Origin of the sequence: Microbispora sp. CA-135349 (assembly GCF_050947365.1) — a bacterium.
Lineage (GTDB): Bacteria > Actinomycetota > Actinomycetes > Streptosporangiales > Streptosporangiaceae > Microbispora.
This window is the reverse complement of sequence record NZ_CP192001.1, coordinates 2,028,257-2,043,532: the sequence shown is the minus strand read 5'-3', so window position 1 is coordinate 2,043,532 and position 15,276 is coordinate 2,028,257. Positions and strand designations below refer to the sequence as shown.

General features: G+C 70.4%; 11 protein-coding genes and 1 pseudogene. 3 read left to right on the top strand and 9 right to left on the bottom strand.

What is annotated here, in order from left to right; genetic code table 11:
• Window positions 1-19 precede the first annotated feature (19 nt).
• On the top strand, window positions 20-3,019 hold the full coding sequence (locus tag ACQPZZ_RS09800; RefSeq protein ID WP_432930931.1) for an N-6 DNA methylase: 3,000 nt from the start codon (window positions 20-22) through the stop codon (window positions 3,017-3,019).
• A gap of 123 nt (window positions 3,020-3,142) precedes the next feature.
• A complete protein-coding gene (locus ACQPZZ_RS09795) occupies window positions 3,143-3,913 on the top strand; it encodes an alpha/beta fold hydrolase (RefSeq protein ID WP_432930929.1) in 771 nt (256 codons plus the stop codon).
• A 34-nt stretch (window positions 3,914-3,947) separates the two neighbouring features.
• Here ACQPZZ_RS09795 and ACQPZZ_RS09790 read toward each other — a convergent pair whose 3' ends face one another.
• The 7 genes and pseudogenes from ACQPZZ_RS09790 to ACQPZZ_RS09760 all read right to left on the bottom strand — a co-directional run bounded on the left by ACQPZZ_RS09790 (window position 3,948) and on the right by ACQPZZ_RS09760 (window position 10,498).
• Window positions 3,948-4,511, bottom strand: coding sequence for a carboxymuconolactone decarboxylase family protein (locus ACQPZZ_RS09790; RefSeq protein ID WP_432930927.1), 564 nt, complete (start codon window positions 4,509-4,511; stop codon window positions 3,948-3,950).
• A gap of 241 nt (window positions 4,512-4,752) precedes the next feature.
• The gene (locus tag ACQPZZ_RS09785) at window positions 4,753-5,958 is read right to left on the bottom strand and encodes a cytochrome P450 (RefSeq protein ID WP_432930925.1); all 1,206 of its coding nucleotides are present in this window, start codon (window positions 5,956-5,958) and stop codon (window positions 4,753-4,755) included.
• Between the two features lie 114 nt (window positions 5,959-6,072).
• A complete protein-coding gene (locus ACQPZZ_RS09780; protein WP_432934713.1) occupies window positions 6,073-6,792 on the bottom strand; it encodes a hypothetical protein in 720 nt (239 codons plus the stop codon).
• Window positions 6,793-6,820: 28 nt separating this feature from the next.
• Window positions 6,821-6,976, bottom strand: a pseudogene (locus ACQPZZ_RS09775) (protein-L-isoaspartate(D-aspartate) O-methyltransferase); the annotation flags it as partial.
• A 488-nt stretch (window positions 6,977-7,464) separates the two neighbouring features.
• On the bottom strand, window positions 7,465-8,013 hold the full coding sequence (locus tag ACQPZZ_RS09770; RefSeq protein ID WP_432930923.1) for a TetR/AcrR family transcriptional regulator: 549 nt from the start codon (window positions 8,011-8,013) through the stop codon (window positions 7,465-7,467).
• Window positions 8,014-8,135: 122 nt separating this feature from the next.
• Window positions 8,136-8,492: a nucleotide pyrophosphohydrolase gene (locus tag ACQPZZ_RS09765; protein WP_363644522.1), complete on the bottom strand. Its 357-nt coding sequence runs from the start codon at window positions 8,490-8,492 to the stop codon at window positions 8,136-8,138.
• Between the two features lie 11 nt (window positions 8,493-8,503).
• Entirely contained in the window at window positions 8,504-10,498 is a 1,995-nt protein-coding gene (locus ACQPZZ_RS09760) for an N-6 DNA methylase (RefSeq protein ID WP_432930907.1), read from the bottom strand.
• A gap of 146 nt (window positions 10,499-10,644) precedes the next feature.
• On the opposite strand from ACQPZZ_RS09760, the gene ACQPZZ_RS09755 reads away from it, so the two are divergent.
• A complete protein-coding gene (locus tag ACQPZZ_RS09755; RefSeq protein WP_432930905.1) occupies window positions 10,645-11,124 on the top strand; it encodes a hypothetical protein in 480 nt (159 codons plus the stop codon).
• A 149-nt stretch (window positions 11,125-11,273) separates the two neighbouring features.
• Here the strand turns inward: ACQPZZ_RS09755 and treZ are convergent, their stop codons facing one another.
• Complete coding sequence (gene treZ / locus ACQPZZ_RS09750) at window positions 11,274-12,971, bottom strand: malto-oligosyltrehalose trehalohydrolase (RefSeq protein WP_432930903.1); 1,698 nt, start codon at window positions 12,969-12,971, stop codon at window positions 11,274-11,276.
• 28 nt (window positions 12,972-12,999) lie between these two features.
• Window positions 13,000-15,210 (bottom strand): malto-oligosyltrehalose synthase, encoded by a 2,211-nt coding sequence (gene treY, locus ACQPZZ_RS09745; protein WP_432930901.1) that lies wholly within the window; start codon window positions 15,208-15,210, stop codon window positions 13,000-13,002.
• Between the last annotated feature and the right edge of the window lie 66 nt (window positions 15,211-15,276).

Below are 15,276 nucleotides of genomic sequence, written 5' to 3'. Positions count from 1 at the left end.
ACACGACACCCTTCAGCGTTTGTCGGACCGAAGCCGCGCCAGAAGCGAAGCGAACATCCAGGCAGACATACGGCAGCTTCTCCTCATCGGTGGTCTCGGTCTCGCCGAGGACGACCTGGACGTCCACCTTGAAACCCGTGTGGGGCGAGGCCGGATCGACATCGAGGTCGGCTACACGGTCATCGAGGTCAAGAAAACCCTGACCAGTGCGGCAGTGGTGCGGGACGCGGAAGCGCAGTTGGGCGGCTACGTGGCCGCCCGCAGCCGGGAAACCGGCCAGCGTTACGTCGGCGTCCTCACCGACGGCAGCGAGTGGCGGGCCTACCAACTGCGCGACTCGGTGCTCACCGAGGCGTCCCGGTACGTCCTCAAGGCAGGACGCCCCGATCTGACCGCACTGCTCGGCTGGCTCGAAGGAGTGCTGGCCACTCGGCACGACATAGCGCCTACACCGTACGAAATCCGGGAGCGCCTGGGCGCCGGAAGCGTCTCCTACGACCTGGACTACGCCGCGCTCACGGCCCTCTACGAGGTCCACGGCGAAACCCCGACCGTCCAGCTCAAGCGCCGACTCTGGTCCGACCTGCTCCGAGGCGCCTTCGGCACCCAGTTCACCGGCGACACCCGGCTCTTCCTCGAACACACGCTGCTGGTCAACAGCGCCGAGATCATCGCTCACCTCGTCCTGGGCATCGATGTGCTCGACCTGCAACCGGCCACACTGCTGAGCGGCGGCCAGTTCCGCGACGCCCGCATCTCGGGTGTGGTCGAGCAGGACTTCTTCGACTGGGTGCTGGAGGTCCCGGGCGGTGAGGCGTTCATCCGGACGCTCGCCCGCCGTCTGGCCCGGTTCGACTGGCGCAAGGTCGAACACGACGTGCTCAAGGTCCTTTACGAGTCCATCATCGACTCCGAGACACGGGCACGGCTCGGTGAGTACTACACACCCGACTGGCTGGCCGAGCAGATGGTGGAGCAGGTGGTGGCGGACCCGCTCGAACAGCGCCTTCTCGATCCGGCGTGCGGCTCTGGAACGTTCCTGTTCCACGCCGTACGACGATTCCTGAACACCGCTGAACGGGCAGGGGTGCCGCTGCCCGAAGCTCTGGAGGCCGTGACGCGAAACGTCTGCGGGGTCGACCTCCATCCGGTGGCCGTCACGCTCGCCCGCGTCACCTACCTGCTCGCGATCGGCAAGGAACGTCTCCTCGCCGACAACCGCGGCAGCATCCACGTGCCCGTCTACCTCGGCGACAGCATCCAGTGGAGGCGGGAAGAGACGAACCTGTTCACCGATGGTGAGGTCATCATCCCCACGACGCCGCAGGCAGCCCAGATAGACGGCGACCGATTGCGGTTCCCCGAGGCCCTCCTCCACGACTCGGCGAGCTTCGACAACCTCATCGAGGAGCTCGCCACGCTCGCGGCATCGCCACGCCGTCGTGGCAGGACACCTTCGCTCACGGCCCTTTTCAACCGCAGAGCCATTCCCGCGGAGCATCACGAGATCATCAGGGAGAGCTTCGGGCAACTGTGCCGGCTGCACGACGAGGGGCGTGACCACATCTGGAGCTACTACGTACGCAACCTGACTCGGCCCCGCTGGCTGACGCGGCCGGAGAATCGCGTCGACGTACTCATCGGCAACCCTCCGTGGCTGGCGTACCGGCGGATGCCGCCGGACATGCAGAAGAGGTTCCGCGAGCTGTGCGAGGGGCGCGGCCTGTGGCACGGCAAAGAGGTCGCCACGCACCAGGACCTGTCCGGTCTGTTCGTCTCCCGGACGATCCAGCAGTTCCTCAAGGTCGGCGGGGTCTTCGCCTTCGTCCTGCCCAACGCGGCTCTCGACCGGGGTTACTTCGCCGGCTTCCGGTCCGGCCTCTATCCGGACGACTCCGAACTGACCGTCGTCGCCTTCACCCACTCCTGGGACCTGCGCAGGCTCCGGCCGCACTTCTTTCCGCGCGGCGCGGCCGTCGTCTTCGGCCGGCGTACGAAACCGGTGGACGGCGCGCGGTCCCTGCCCACCTCGACCCTCCGGTGGAGGGGGAGGCTGCCGAAGCAGGGGCACACCTGGGAGGCCGTAGCTCCGTATCTGGCCTTCGAACCCGCCGACCTCGTCTCGAATGATCCGACTATGTTGGAGTCGCCCTACGAGCCTCGCTTCTTCCAGGGCGCGAGCATCGTCCCCCGGGTCCTCTTCCTGGTAGGGCGGAAGCCGACCGGCCCCCTCGGCCTGCCGTCCGGGCGGCGTGCTGTCAGGTCCGAGCGCAGCAGCAAGGAGAAGCCCCCGTGGAAGAACCTGCCGTCGCTGGACGGCGTGGTGGAAAGCGAGTTCGTCCGGTCCGTTCTCCTGGGGGAAAGCGTCCTGCCGTACCGGCTGCTCCGGCCGCGAGAGGCCGTCCTCCCGCTCGATCACAATCAACTGCTCGACGGCGAGCACCCGCGCATCGACCTCTACCCCGATCTCGCCCGCTGGTGGCGCCGAGCCGAAGCGGCCTGGCAGGAGCACCGATCGAGTGATCGGCTGAGCCTCATCGAGCAGCTCGACTTCCGCCGGAAGCTCACCCAGCAACTGCCCGCCGCACCGCTTCGGCTCGTCTATGCCAAGGCGGGCATGCACGTCGCCGCCGCACTGGTCGACGACCCAAGGACGATCATCGATCACAAGCTGTACTGGGGAACGGTGACGAGCCCCGCTGAGGGCCACTATCTGTGCGCCATCCTCAACAGCCCGGCGTTGACCGCCTTGGTCCGGCCTCTCATGTCGTACGGCAAGGACGAACGCGACATCGACAAGCACGTGTGGAAGCTGCCGATCCCGATCTACGATCCGGCGAACCAGGTTCACGTCCGGCTCTCCGAACTCGGGCGTCACGAGTCCGAAGCGGTGGCGGGCCTGGACCTGGACGAGGGCGCCGACTTCGTCTCGCTCCGACGCCTCACCCGCAAAGCACTCGCGGACGGACCGTACGCGGACGAGATCGAGGAACTGGTCCTCGGCCTGCTCGCTCAGTGATCGCCTCGGCTCGTCGAGGACGAACCTCCATACGCTCCGCGCGACACCGGTGCGAGTACGAATCACCCCGAGGACCTGACCACCGTCGGGAGTCGAGGTGCCCGGGCGCTGGTCTCTGCCTCCATGCGGAGTGGTCTTCAGCCGCGCAGAGCGCTCAGTCGAACCACATGTCGCCGGGGCAGCGTGCCTCGGCACCGCGGAGTGAAAGAGGAGGAGAAACGCATGGCGACGTTCGTCCTCGTGCCCGGCGGTTGGCACGGCTCCTGGTCGTTCGAGGCGGTGGTTCCGCTCTTGGAGCGTGCCGGTCATGCCGTTCACGCCTTGACACTGACAGGGCTGCGGCCGGACGACGACAACGCGACGGTCGCGACCGCCAACCTCGGCACGGACGCCGACGATGTGTTGCGGCTCCTCGATCGCGCCCGCATCACCAGCGCGACGCTGGTCGGCCACAGCTACGGCGGGCGGCGGCGGCGATCGCGCCGGCGGCCGGGTCTCACGGCTGGTGCATCTCGACGCCTACGTACCGCGCGATGGCGAGTCGTGCTGGTCGTCGACGACCGAGCGCTACCGGGAGGCGTTCGCCGCCGGCGCCGCGACCACCGGCTACGCCGTCCGGCCGCCGGACGGCGGCGATCCCCGCCGCCGTCCTCATCCCCTCGCCTCGTTCCTGCAAACGATCCGGCTCACGGGCACGCTCGCCCAGGTCCCCCGCCGGGAGTTCGTCTACTGCTCGGGATGGGAAGACCGGACGCCGTCCGCCGAGCTCCGCACCCGGCTTCACGCCGATCCCGAGTGGCAGGTCCACGACCTCCCGACCGGCCACGACGCGATGCACGAGGCCCCGGAGGCGGTCGCCACACTACTGCTAGGAGCGTGAGATCCTCCGGTTGACCCGTGGTGATGCCGTACCCCCGGCGGGTGAGCGTCAGTCTTTCCCGGGGACGGGGATCTCACAGCGTTCTTTGAAGCCCTGACTGGTGAGTCCAAGGGCGGCGTTGAGACGCGCTCGCTGGTTTTCCACCGCGACAATCGCGGTGAGCTCCACGACCTGGGGTTCGGTGAGGTCCCGGAGCAGGCCGGAGACCATCTCGTCGGTGACGGCCGGCGGGGTCTCGGTCATGGCCTCCGCGTAGGCGAGCACGCGGCGTTCGAGCTCGGTGAACAGATCGCTGTCCCGCCAGGCCGAGATCGCCTCGACCTTCTCTGCCGGGATTCCGTGGCTGACGCTCGCCCAATAGCCGTAGTCGATGCACCACGAGCACCCGATGCCGAAAGCGGCGGCCATGACGGCCAGTTCTTTCAGCTCCTGATCGACGGCGTTCCACCCGGCCGCGTTCTTTTCCAACTCGACCATGGTCGCCAGCACCTGCGGCTGGTGGGCCATCGCCCGCATCGGCTCGAGAGCGGCGCCCAGTCTCCGCTGGAAATGCCGCTCAATCCTTTCGAGGAGTTCCGTGGAAGGCGGGGTGAGGGAGATGCGCGCTGTCATTGTCGCTCCGCTCGTGCTGGGTTCCGGTATCGAAATGACTATCAGGACAGACCGTCAGCTATCGACTGTATTGTTTCCCCATGACTGGGCTGGATTCCCCGGCAGACCTTCACATTCACCTGCAGGACGGGTATATGAGAAAACCCCGCTACGTCACACGTTCATCGTGAGCTATGGGGCGACCCGCACCGGGGACGAGAAGATTCGAAGCCCCAACGCGGCACGCCGGCGGGTCGGCGTCTCACCAGGTCAGAGGTAGCCGCTCGAGACCGTGGAATGCCGTGCCGCTCCGCACCGGGACCTCGTCGGCCGCCACGGCGAGCCGCAGGTGCGGCAGGCGCGTCAGCAGCGCGGGCAGTGCCACGGTCATCTCCAGGCGGGCGAGCTGCTGCCCCAGGCACTGGTGCGGGCCATAACCGAAGCTGAGCTGCCCGCCGGCATCGCGCCTGATGTCGAGCGCGCCGGGCGCGGGAAACCGGGCCGGGTCGCGGTTGGCCGCGGCCAGTGACAGCGTCACCGACTGGCCTGCCCTGATCAGCCGGCCGTCGAGCTCCACATCCGCGCACGCCGCCCGCACCGGACCGATGCGCACAACGCTCAGGTAGCGCAGCAGTTCCTCGGTGGCGCCGGCGGCGAGAGACAGGTCCGCACGCAACGCGGCGAGCTGATCAGGGTGCCTCAGCAGCGCGAACGTTCCCAGAGCCAGCATGTCGGCCGTGGTCTCGTGCCCCGCCACGAGCAGGAACATGGCGATCGCGGCCGCCTCCTCGACGGTGAGGCGGTCCCGTTCGCCGCCGCCCGCGAGGACGCTGACGATGTCGTCGGCCGGATCGTCCCGCCGTCGAATCACCAGGTCGCGGGTGTAGTCGAGCAGGTCACGCATCGCCTCGCGCACCTGGTCCGGCGTGGAGTCGAGGCCGAGCAGCACAGTGGCGCACCGCTCAAACCGGGAGTGATCGTGGTACGGCACCCCGAGCAGCTCGCACAGCACCAGCGCGGGGACGGGCACGGCGAACTCACGCACGATGTCGGCCGGCGGTCCGAGGCGTTGCAGCGCGTCCAGCCGTTCGGTGGTGATCTGCCTGATCCTGGGCTCCAGCCGCCTCATCCTGCGTAGGGTCAGCGGACCGGCCAGCCGTCGCCGGAACCGGGCATGCCCGGGTGGCTGGGCGATCGTGAGCAACCCCGGGATGTCCGCCAGGATCTCCTCGATGCCGCGCTCGTCCGCCGGCGGATGCAGCAGCGTCGGATCACCGCTGAACCTCGGGTCGGCGAGGACGGTGCGGGCGGCGGCGTATCCCGTCACCAGCCACCCCACGTGGCCGTCGGCGTACCGCAGCGGCCTGACCCGGTCCCCGTCCTCCCATCGCAGATGGTCGGCGGGCGGATCGAAGGCGTTCTCCCGGCCCAGCCGGATGGTCGCGGGGCTCGGCGCGGTATCGGTCATCGTGACTCCTCTCGCCGCGCAGGCGGGACGCCGCCGGAACGCCGGCCGGCGATGCCGCTGAGACGACGCCGCCCGCCCGCGTTCCTTGGCCTCGGCGAAGGTGAAGGAACCGTCTCAATCGGTGGAGAACGCGCGGTGAAAGCCTGCCGTCACGCGGTCTCCCGGGGCGTACGCATTCGTACGTCGGCCTTCACCGTTTCTCCCATTCTGTCCGGCGGAGGCAGGCGTGAACCAATCCATGGCACGAGGGCCGCGAGGGCGGGCGATTCGCGCCCGGAACGCCGGCCGTCCGCCCGCGCCTACGTCGCCGTGGTCAGCGAGGGTGCGTAACCGGCGTTCTGGGAGGTCGAGCCAGACGTACTGCTCCTCAGGCGTGACCGCCAGCCCCAACCGGTCGCGGCCCGGGCTGCCCAGACCGGCCCAGCGCAGGAAGGCGGCCTCGACCTCATCCCACAGGTCGCGCGGCCCCCGCTGGTGGACGACGGCCTGCCGATCACCGGGCATGTAGCGCACCTCCGCCTCGGAGTCGGCGGAGGACAACCACATACGGAACTCACCGTCGTCGACCTCGCCGTAGGCCCGGTTGACGCCGGGCAGCATGCTGCCGAGAGCGGTATCCGCGTCCCGGCCCGAACGCACGACCCGGCGCGGGTCGAGGTCCGTTCCCGATTCCCGGTGTTCCCCTTCCGCTTGGCCGCCGGAGTCGCGCTGGGATCGCAGGAGCATGAAGCCGCAGGGCTGATGGAATCGGCCCACGGCGGTGCCGTCGCGCGCGACCGTCAACCTGATCAGATGCGCCGCCGCCCAGGACGAGCCGCAGCGAGTGACCCGCACCCTTGAGGTTCCCGGCCGCCGCCTCATGCAGGGCCGGGTCGATCTCGATGCTGGTCACGTTGGCCGGACCGAGCCGGTGAGCCAGCAGCGCCGCCGTCCACCCCGTGCCCGTGCCGATCTCCGGGACCTTGTCTCCGTCGTACGCATCGAGCAGGTCCAACTCGGTCGCGACGATCGCGGGCATGGACGAGGACGAGGTGAAGTCGTGGTGCTGTCCGGCCAGGTCGGCGATGTCGGAGGCGCCGTCGTCGATCTGTGTGACGATCGGAGCGCTCGAGTAGACGGCGTCCAGCCAGCCCTCGGGATCGGCGGCCCGGTCGATCAGACGACCTCGGCCCGGGCCGGACATGCACCAGGCCCTTTCGGGAATGAACAGGTGGCGTGGCACCGCCCGGAAGGCGTCGCGCCATCGCTCGTCGACCTCGGGTAAGCGTTCGAGAAGAATGGCGTTTCGCTCGTCAGCGTTCATCGGCCATCTTTTTTCTCATGTTTCCCACCGTCCGGATCAGGCCCGATTGGTGTCGCCCGATCACCGTCCGGGCGTCTGCCATAGGCACCCGTGATGGAGAGAACCGCTTTCGCCACGGCAAGGGCAAGCGCGAAGCGGGACCCAACCAGCTATCGGAAACAGCCACTTCTCTGTGACGGAGGAATAGCCACCGGGCAAAAGGCTTACCCGGTCGCCTCGACCTCCCCGGCCATCAGACCGTCCACCAGCAGGCTCAGGTATCGATCGACCAGCTCGGCCGACCCGGCCGTCTGCCTGGCCGCCCACGCGACCGCGTTGGTGGTGGCCGGCAGCTCGCCCGCATTCAGATCCCGGCGCACCTGGCCGGACCGCTGTGCGCGCGCCAGCAGGTCGGCCGCGGCGGCGCGAAGCCCCTCGCAGGAGGCATGCAGACGCGAGTCCGGATCGCGCAACGCCTCCATGACCGACGCGGGGAGCCCCTCGTACCGGGTCGAGGCGATCGCCAGCCGCCGCAGCCAGGAGACGAGCGCGCCGGCCGGGTCCGGCGCGTCCAGGGACTGCAGAGCCTGGGCACGCAGCGTGTCGAAGCCCTGGCCGAGCAGCGCTTCGAGCAATGCCTCGCGGCTGGGAAAGTGCCGGTACAGCGTGCCGATCCCCACACCGGCGCGGCGTGCCACCTCCCGCAGCGAAGCGTCCGTGCCCTGTTCGGCGAAGGTGGCCCGGGCGGCGGCCCGGCGGCTCACACACGCCATCGTGCGGCGCCCCTGGAAGCGCCGGCTCGTCGGCGACCTCGCCTTCGGTGTCGCCCACGAGATGTTCGGCATCTCCGCCGACCGGCTCCGGGGCTGACGCGGGACACGAGGCGGCATCGTCCTCACGAAGTCAGCGGGGGCGCCTTTCTGGCGGAGCCGCGATAGGTCTCGGCGTCATACCTGCGCTCGTTCTCGTCCAGCTTGGCGTTCGCGGCCTCGGCGAGGTCGACGCCCAGCGTGTCGGCCAGCCTGACCAGATACAACGTCACGTCCCCGAGCTCGGCGCGAACCCTGCGCAGGGCGTCCTCGTCGAGGTTCCGCGACTCCTCGGCCGTCAGCCACTGGAACTCCGCGACCAGTTCCCCCGCCTCGCCGGCGAGGGCCATCGCCAGGTTCTTGGGCGTGTGGAATCTCTCCCAGTCCCGGACGCGGACGAACTCGCGCAACCGGGCGGCCAGATGCTCCAGTTCACCGCTCACGGGACCCGACCCTACTCACCCGGCCGTACCGCACCGTGGGTGAGGCCGTCGGCCACCAGTTGGGCCAGGTCCTCGCCGAGCGCCGCCGCTTCGCGCAGGGCCGACCGGAACTCCGCCAGGCGGCGGAACGCCTCGCCGTACCGGCGCTGCTCCTCCATCGGCAGCAGCGGCACCTCAGCACGCCGTACGTCCACCCGGTAGCGCGAGGACATGGAGGTGTAATGACGTACGTTGACGGCCGCGCAGAGGAAACCGGCGAGGAAGTCGGGGTCGAGCACCTCGGGGTCCGGCCGTAGCAACGACAGGTAGGGGCCGAGCAGCGCGTCGCCCTTCGTCAGGACCCGCGCGACCGGGGCGGTCACGATCTGTGGCACCACGACGTCGCCGGGCCGCGTGAGGATCGGCTTCACCCCGGCGTGCTCCGGGGTGCCCGTGGCGGGGCGGCCGTCGAGCACGTCCTCGACCGTGAGCACAGGCGCCCCCCGCGAGGGTTCCTCTCCCGGCCGGGGCGGCGCCTGCTGCTCCAGGACGAGCATCCCGCGCCGCACCAGTTCCGGCAGCGGGACCAGGACGAGCTCCTCCGGCGGCGGTCCCCCCACCCCGGGGATCAGCCCGGCGATGGTCCCGAACAGCTCGGCGAGCCGGGAGCGGGCCCCGGCGATGTGCTCGGGCGACAGGTCGTCGCCCGCGGTGGACAGATAACGAGCGGGGGTGAGGTCCACGTCCTCGTCGAGCAGGTCGACGAGCGGGACCGACCTGCTCACGCCCGGCTCGTCCAGCTCGCGCCCCTCGCCGAAGTCCCGCCACGCCTCGACGGCCACCCGGGCGTAGTCGTCCGGCCTGCCGGAGGTGTCGACCATCAGTACGTGACCCGGCGTGCCGCCGTCGGCCGCCTGGCACAGGATCCACAGCGTCAGGCCGACCGCCACGTTGGGCACGGTGCCCTGCGGGAGCGCGATGACCGCGCGCAACGCGCCGCGCCGCAGCAGCTGGGACCTGATCCGCCGCCCCGACCTGCGGGCGGCGACGGCCGGGGGCATGAGGAGCACGGCCACTCCGCCCGGGGCCAGGTGCGCGAGCGCGTGCTGCACCCAGGCCAGCTCGGGCTCCACGCGCGGCGGCAGGCCGTACTCCCATCGGGGATCGGCCGTCAGCTCCTCGTATCCCCAGTTGCGGTCGTTGAACGGCGGGTTGCACACCACCGCGTCCACCAGCTCGCAGGGGAAGGCGTCCGCGCGCAGGGAGTCGCCCGCTCTGACCCGCGCGTTGTCGCTGCGCAGCGCGAGCCGTACGGCGGTGAGCCGGGCGGCCACGGGATCGACGTCCTGGCCGAGCAGCCGGGCTCCAGGCGACCGCTCGAGGGCTCGGCCGAGGATGCTGCCGGAGCCGCAGGCCGGGTCGAGCACGGAGCCGAACCCGTCGCCCACGAGGTCGAGCGCGAGCGCGACGATCTCGGCGGGCGTGGAGTAGACGCGCCGGGTGTGCACCTCCAGGTAGCGCTCGCGCAGGAATTCGAAGGTGTCGCGGGCGCCGCGTCCGGCGGCCAGCCTGGCGATGGACCGGACCAGCGGCACCCGGGCCACCGGAACGGCCTCGGGAAACGCCTGCGCGCTGACGGTCTTCGCACACGTCGCACGCACCCGGGCCGGGAGCTCCCGCGCGAGAGTCTCGTCGTCGCGGGCCGAGAGCGCCTCCCAGTCGTCCGCCTCGTGCTGGACGTACACGAGGAAGGCCCCGAGGTCGGCGATCAGGTCGGCGAGGTCGTCGTCGTCGACGGTCGTGCGCAGGTCCTGCCAGAGCCACTCGTCCGGGGGGAGTTCCCTGCCCTCCGCGTGGCCGCGCAACCACTCCCGGATCTCCGCCAGTGAGAACGCCGGGCTGGTGGACGTGCCTCCCACCGGCTCGGGAAAGTCGTCGTGCCGGCGCCGCCAGTTGCTGACCGCCGCACGCCCGACGCCGGCCAGACGGGCGATGTCCGCCGCGGTGACGTGTACGTCTCGCCGCACGCCGGTCCGCCTTCCGCCAGTTCTGTGATTCGACCGGACCATATCCGATGCCCCCGACACAGGCAACGTCCCGGCAAGGTCTGGTTGATTGCGTCAACACATGCTCTAATGGACGCCAAGAGCCGCCATGGAAGGGAGCCAGGATCGTGAGCACCCCTATCACGCGCCTCAGGTCGCTGCGCCGCGGACGCGCGATCCATCTCCTGGACGTGGAGAACCTGACCGGGACCGCCCTCCCGACGACCCATGACGTACGACAGGTGATGGGCGCCTACCAGCGCACGGTGCCGGTCGGGCCGCTGGACCAGTTCATCGTGGCGGTCAATCACAATGCCCTCGTACCCGTGGGGATCGCGCTTCGCGGGGTGCAGCTGCTGGCCCGCTCGGGCCCGGACGGCGCCGACCGCGCCCTCGACGAGGCGGCCCGAACGGCGCGGGTGGACCTGCGGTTCGAGCGGGCGGTGATCGGGTCGGGCGACGGCTACTTCACCGACCTGGCCCTCTGGCTGGCGGGCCACGGCCTGCACGTCACCGTCGTCTCCCAGCGCGCCTGCCTGAGCTGGCGGCTCTACACCGCGGTCCCCGACACCGTCACCTTCGAGTTGCCCGTCGCCCAGGCCGCCTGATCACGGCCCGAGCATCCGGAGGGGTATCTCGACCGGTTCTCCAGCGACCTGCTGTGGTGGGCCGGGCCGCCTGGACGCGTCTCGCCGCCGCGTACGGCGGCCGGACGCATTCGTGGCTCTGACACGCACGCCCGGCATCGCGGGTCGGCTCACACCTCCGCGATGGCCAGGGAGCGTCCCGGCAGGTCGAGAACGTCATCGGCCAGGCGGGCGGACTCGTCGGAGGCGAGCAGGAGCCGCGACGCGGCCAGCCGTACGGGAACCGCGCCGTCGGCGAAATTGGCGGCGATCCGCAGCGAGCCCCGCTCGATCACCACGACGCGCCGGTCCTCGTCCACCTCCACCCGCACCCGGTCGAGCCGGGGATCGGTGAGGTCGGGGTGGGACCTGCGCAGCGCGATCAGGTCGCGGTACCAGCCCAGCAGCGAGGCGTGCTCGTCCTTCGACAGCTCCTCCCAGTCCAGCTTGGAGCGCAGGAACGTCTCCTCCTCGCCCGGCTCGGGGGCCTTCCAGTCATAGCCGAAGCCCTCGAACTCCTTCCTGCGCCGCTCACCCTCGCCCTCCGCCAGGTGCGGCTCGAAGTGGTCGGTGAAGAAGTAGAACGGCGTGGTCGCCCCCCACTCCTCGCCCATGAACAGCATCGGGGTGAACGGCGAGGTCAGCAGCAGCCCGGAGGCGAGGCGCAGCTGCTCGGGCCGCATGCGGTCGCCCTCGGGCCGGTTGCCGATCTGGTCGTGGTTCTGCGCGCAGCAGACGAAGCGGTGGCCGGGAATCCCGGTCGCCGGCCTGCCGTGGGAACGGCCCCGGAACGACGAGTAGGTGCCGTCGTGGAAGTAGCCCGAGGTGAACACCTTGGCCAGGGACGACAGCGTGGCGAAGTCGCCGTAGTAGGCGTTGGTCTCCCCCGTGACGTTCGCGTGGATGGCGTGATGGACGTCGTCGTTCCAGCTCGCGTGCATGCCGAGGCCGCCGGCCTCGCGCGGGGTGACCATGCGGGGGTCGTTGAGATCGGACTCGGCGATGAGCGTCAGCGGGCGGCCCACGGCGGCGGACAGCGCGTCGACCTCGGCCGACAGCTCCTCCAGGAAGTGGACGGCGCGCTTGTCGTGCAGGGCGTGCACGGCGTCGAGGCGCAGCCCGTCGACGTGGTAGTCGCGCAGCCACTGCAGGGCGTTCTCGATGAAGTAACGCCGCACCTCGTCGGAGCCGGGCCCGTCGAGGTTGACCGCGTCGCCCCAGTAGGACCCCTTCGCGTCGTGGAAGTACGGACCGAACTTGGCCAGGTAGTTGCCCGAAGGGCCGAGGTGGTTGTAGACGACGTCGAGGACCACGCCGAGACCGGCCCGGTGGCAGGCGTCCACCAGGCTCTTGAACCCGTCCGGCCCGCCGTACTCCTCGAAGACCGCGTAGAGCTCGACCCCGTCGTAGCCCCAGTTGCGCTTTCCCGGCACGGGCGGCACCGGCATGATCTCGACGAAGTCGACGCCGAGATCCACCAGGTGATCGAGCCGGTCGGCCACACCCTGGAAGGTGCCCTCGGGTGAGAACGTGCCGACGTGCAGCTCGTAGATCACCCCGCCGCGCAGGTCGCGGCCGCGCCAGTCCTGGTCCGTCCAGGCGAACCTGTCGTGGTGGTAGACGCGGCTCGGGCCGTTCACCCCGTACGGCTGCCGCCGCGTCCGGGGATCGGGGAACGGCCCGTCGCCGTCCACGAAGAAGGCGTAGTCGAGGTCGTGCTCGTCGCCGGGGGCGGTCCACCGGCCGCCGTCGCCCCGCGACAGGTCGTGCCGGGCACCCCCGTATTCGACCTCGACCCGCGCCGCCTCGGGCGCCCACACCTCGAACATGCGCATCTCCCCCTATCGGACGAAGCCGTCAGCCTTCGAGAATCGCGACCGGATACGCGGACAGCAGATCGGCCATCCGCACCTCACCGGTGTGCTCCGCGCCGGTGAGCAGGTCGCGCCAGCGCCCCGGCGGCAGCGTGATCGTCTCGCTGCCCCAGCCGCCCCTGCGCTCCAGCCCGACCGGCAGCCGGGTGGCGACCACGACGGCGGCCGTCCCCTGCCCGGGGACACCCCGCGTGAACGCGACCGCGTGCTCCCCCGTCTCGATCGGCGCGTACGGCGCCTCGGGGTCGAGCCGCTGCCGCAGGCCGAGCGCGGCGGCGGTGACACGGATCTTCTGGCCGTCCCAGCTGTCGTCGGGCTCGGCCAGCAGACGGCGGCGCCGCTCGAAGTCCACCGGCCGCCGGTTGTCCGGGTCGACCAGGGAGAAGTCGGTGATCTCGTTGCCCTGGTAGACGTCAGGGATGCCCGGCATGAGGAGCTGGACGGCCTTCTGCCCCAGGGAGTTGACCCGGGCGTACCGGTCCACGACCTCGGTGAACGAGGCGACGGAGTAGCCGCAGGCGTCGATGGCCCGCAGGGCGAAGTCCCTGATCCCGTCCTCGTACGCCGGGTCGGGGTTCAGCCAGGAGATGGACGTCTTGGCCTCACGCGCCGCCTTGAGGAGGTAGTCGGTGAAGCGGTCGACGGAGATCGGCCAGGCCGCCATCAGCGACTGCCAGGCCAGATAGTCGAGCCTGGGGTCGAACGACACGGCCGCCGTCCAGGAGTCGACGGCCATCGCCCACTCCTCGGGCATCTCCGACAGCACGGCCAGCCGGGCGCGCACGTCCTCCGACCGTTTGGTGTCGTGGGTGGACAGCGTCGTCATCGTGCGCGGCGGCAGGCCCGCGCAGAATTCGTGGAACTCGGCCGGCGACACCCCGAACCTGTCGGGCTCCCCGCCCACCTCGTTGAGGCAGGCCAGCGGATACCACCGGTAGAGCGCGGTGTCCTCCACGCCCTTGGCCATCACCGGCCCGCAGGTCTGCTGGAAGCGGACGACCGCCTCCGGCGGGCCGTACAGGACGAGGTCGGCCACCTTGGCCACCGCTGCGGGATCGGTCCTGGTGGCCGCCAGCCCGGCCGCCTCCCGGATGATCGCCTCCGCGTCGGCGGGCGGCTGCTCGCCCGGGTTCACGTACGCCCGGTAGACGGGCATCGCGGCCAGCAGCTCCACGACGGCCTCGCGCAGCGCGGGGTCGCCGAGGTCGTCGGTCAGCCGGTCGACCTCTCCCGCGAAGAACAGGTCGATGACGTGCTTCTTGGCGTCGTGCCGCACGGTCTCGTAGTCGTCGCGCACGCCGGTGTGCCGGCCGAACGTCTCGATGAGCGCGTCGCGGCCCGCCGGGTCGGCGAACAGCCGGGTGACCATGTTGAGCGCGTCGTACCCGGTGGTGCCGTCGCACGGCCAGTCGGAGGGCAGCCGTTCGCCGTCGATGAGGATCTTCTCCACCCACAGCGGCCCCGGCACGTGCGGGCGCAGCCGCCGCAGGTAGCCGCGGGGATCGGCCAGGCCGTCCGGGTGGTCGACGCGCAGCCCGTGGATCACCCCCTCCTCGATGAGGCGGAAGGTGACGGCGTGGGTGGCCTCGAAGACCTCGGGGTCCTCCACGCGCAGGCCCATCAGCGACGACACGTCGAAGAACCGCCGATAGCCGGGGCTCTCCCGCCAGTGGGCCAGCCGGTAGTGCTGGGCCTCCAGCAGCTCCGGCAGCGGCAGGTGCCCGGTGCCCGGCCTGATCGGGAACACGTGGTCGTGGTAGCGCAGCACCCGGCCGTCCACGCCGTCGTCCACGCGGAGCGCCTCGTCGGCGTCGTCCCCGAGCAGCGGCAGCGTGACCGGCCACCGGAAGTCGAACCACCGGGAGGCCGGCGACCCGGGGCCGTCCCGCAGCGCCGCCCACAGCTGAGCGTTGTCCGACTCCGGCACCGGCACCGTCATGTGGTTGGGCACGATGTCGGACACCAGCGGCATGCCCTCGGCCGCCAGCGCCCGAAGGCCCTCCTCACCGCCGAACTCGTCGCGTACGCGGCCGTGGTCGGTCACGTCGTACCCGTGCTGGGAGTTCGGGCAGGCCTGGAGGATCGGCGACAGGTAGAGGTGGCCTGCCCCCAGCTCGCGGAGGTATCCGACGAGGCTCGCGGCCTGGGCGAATCCGAAGTCAGGCGTCAGCTGCACCCGATAGGTAGAAGTCACCGAACCGCCTTTCGCAGCGCGTTCCCGGAGTGTTCATAGTGCACGGCACGAATGCGCCCCTGCCAG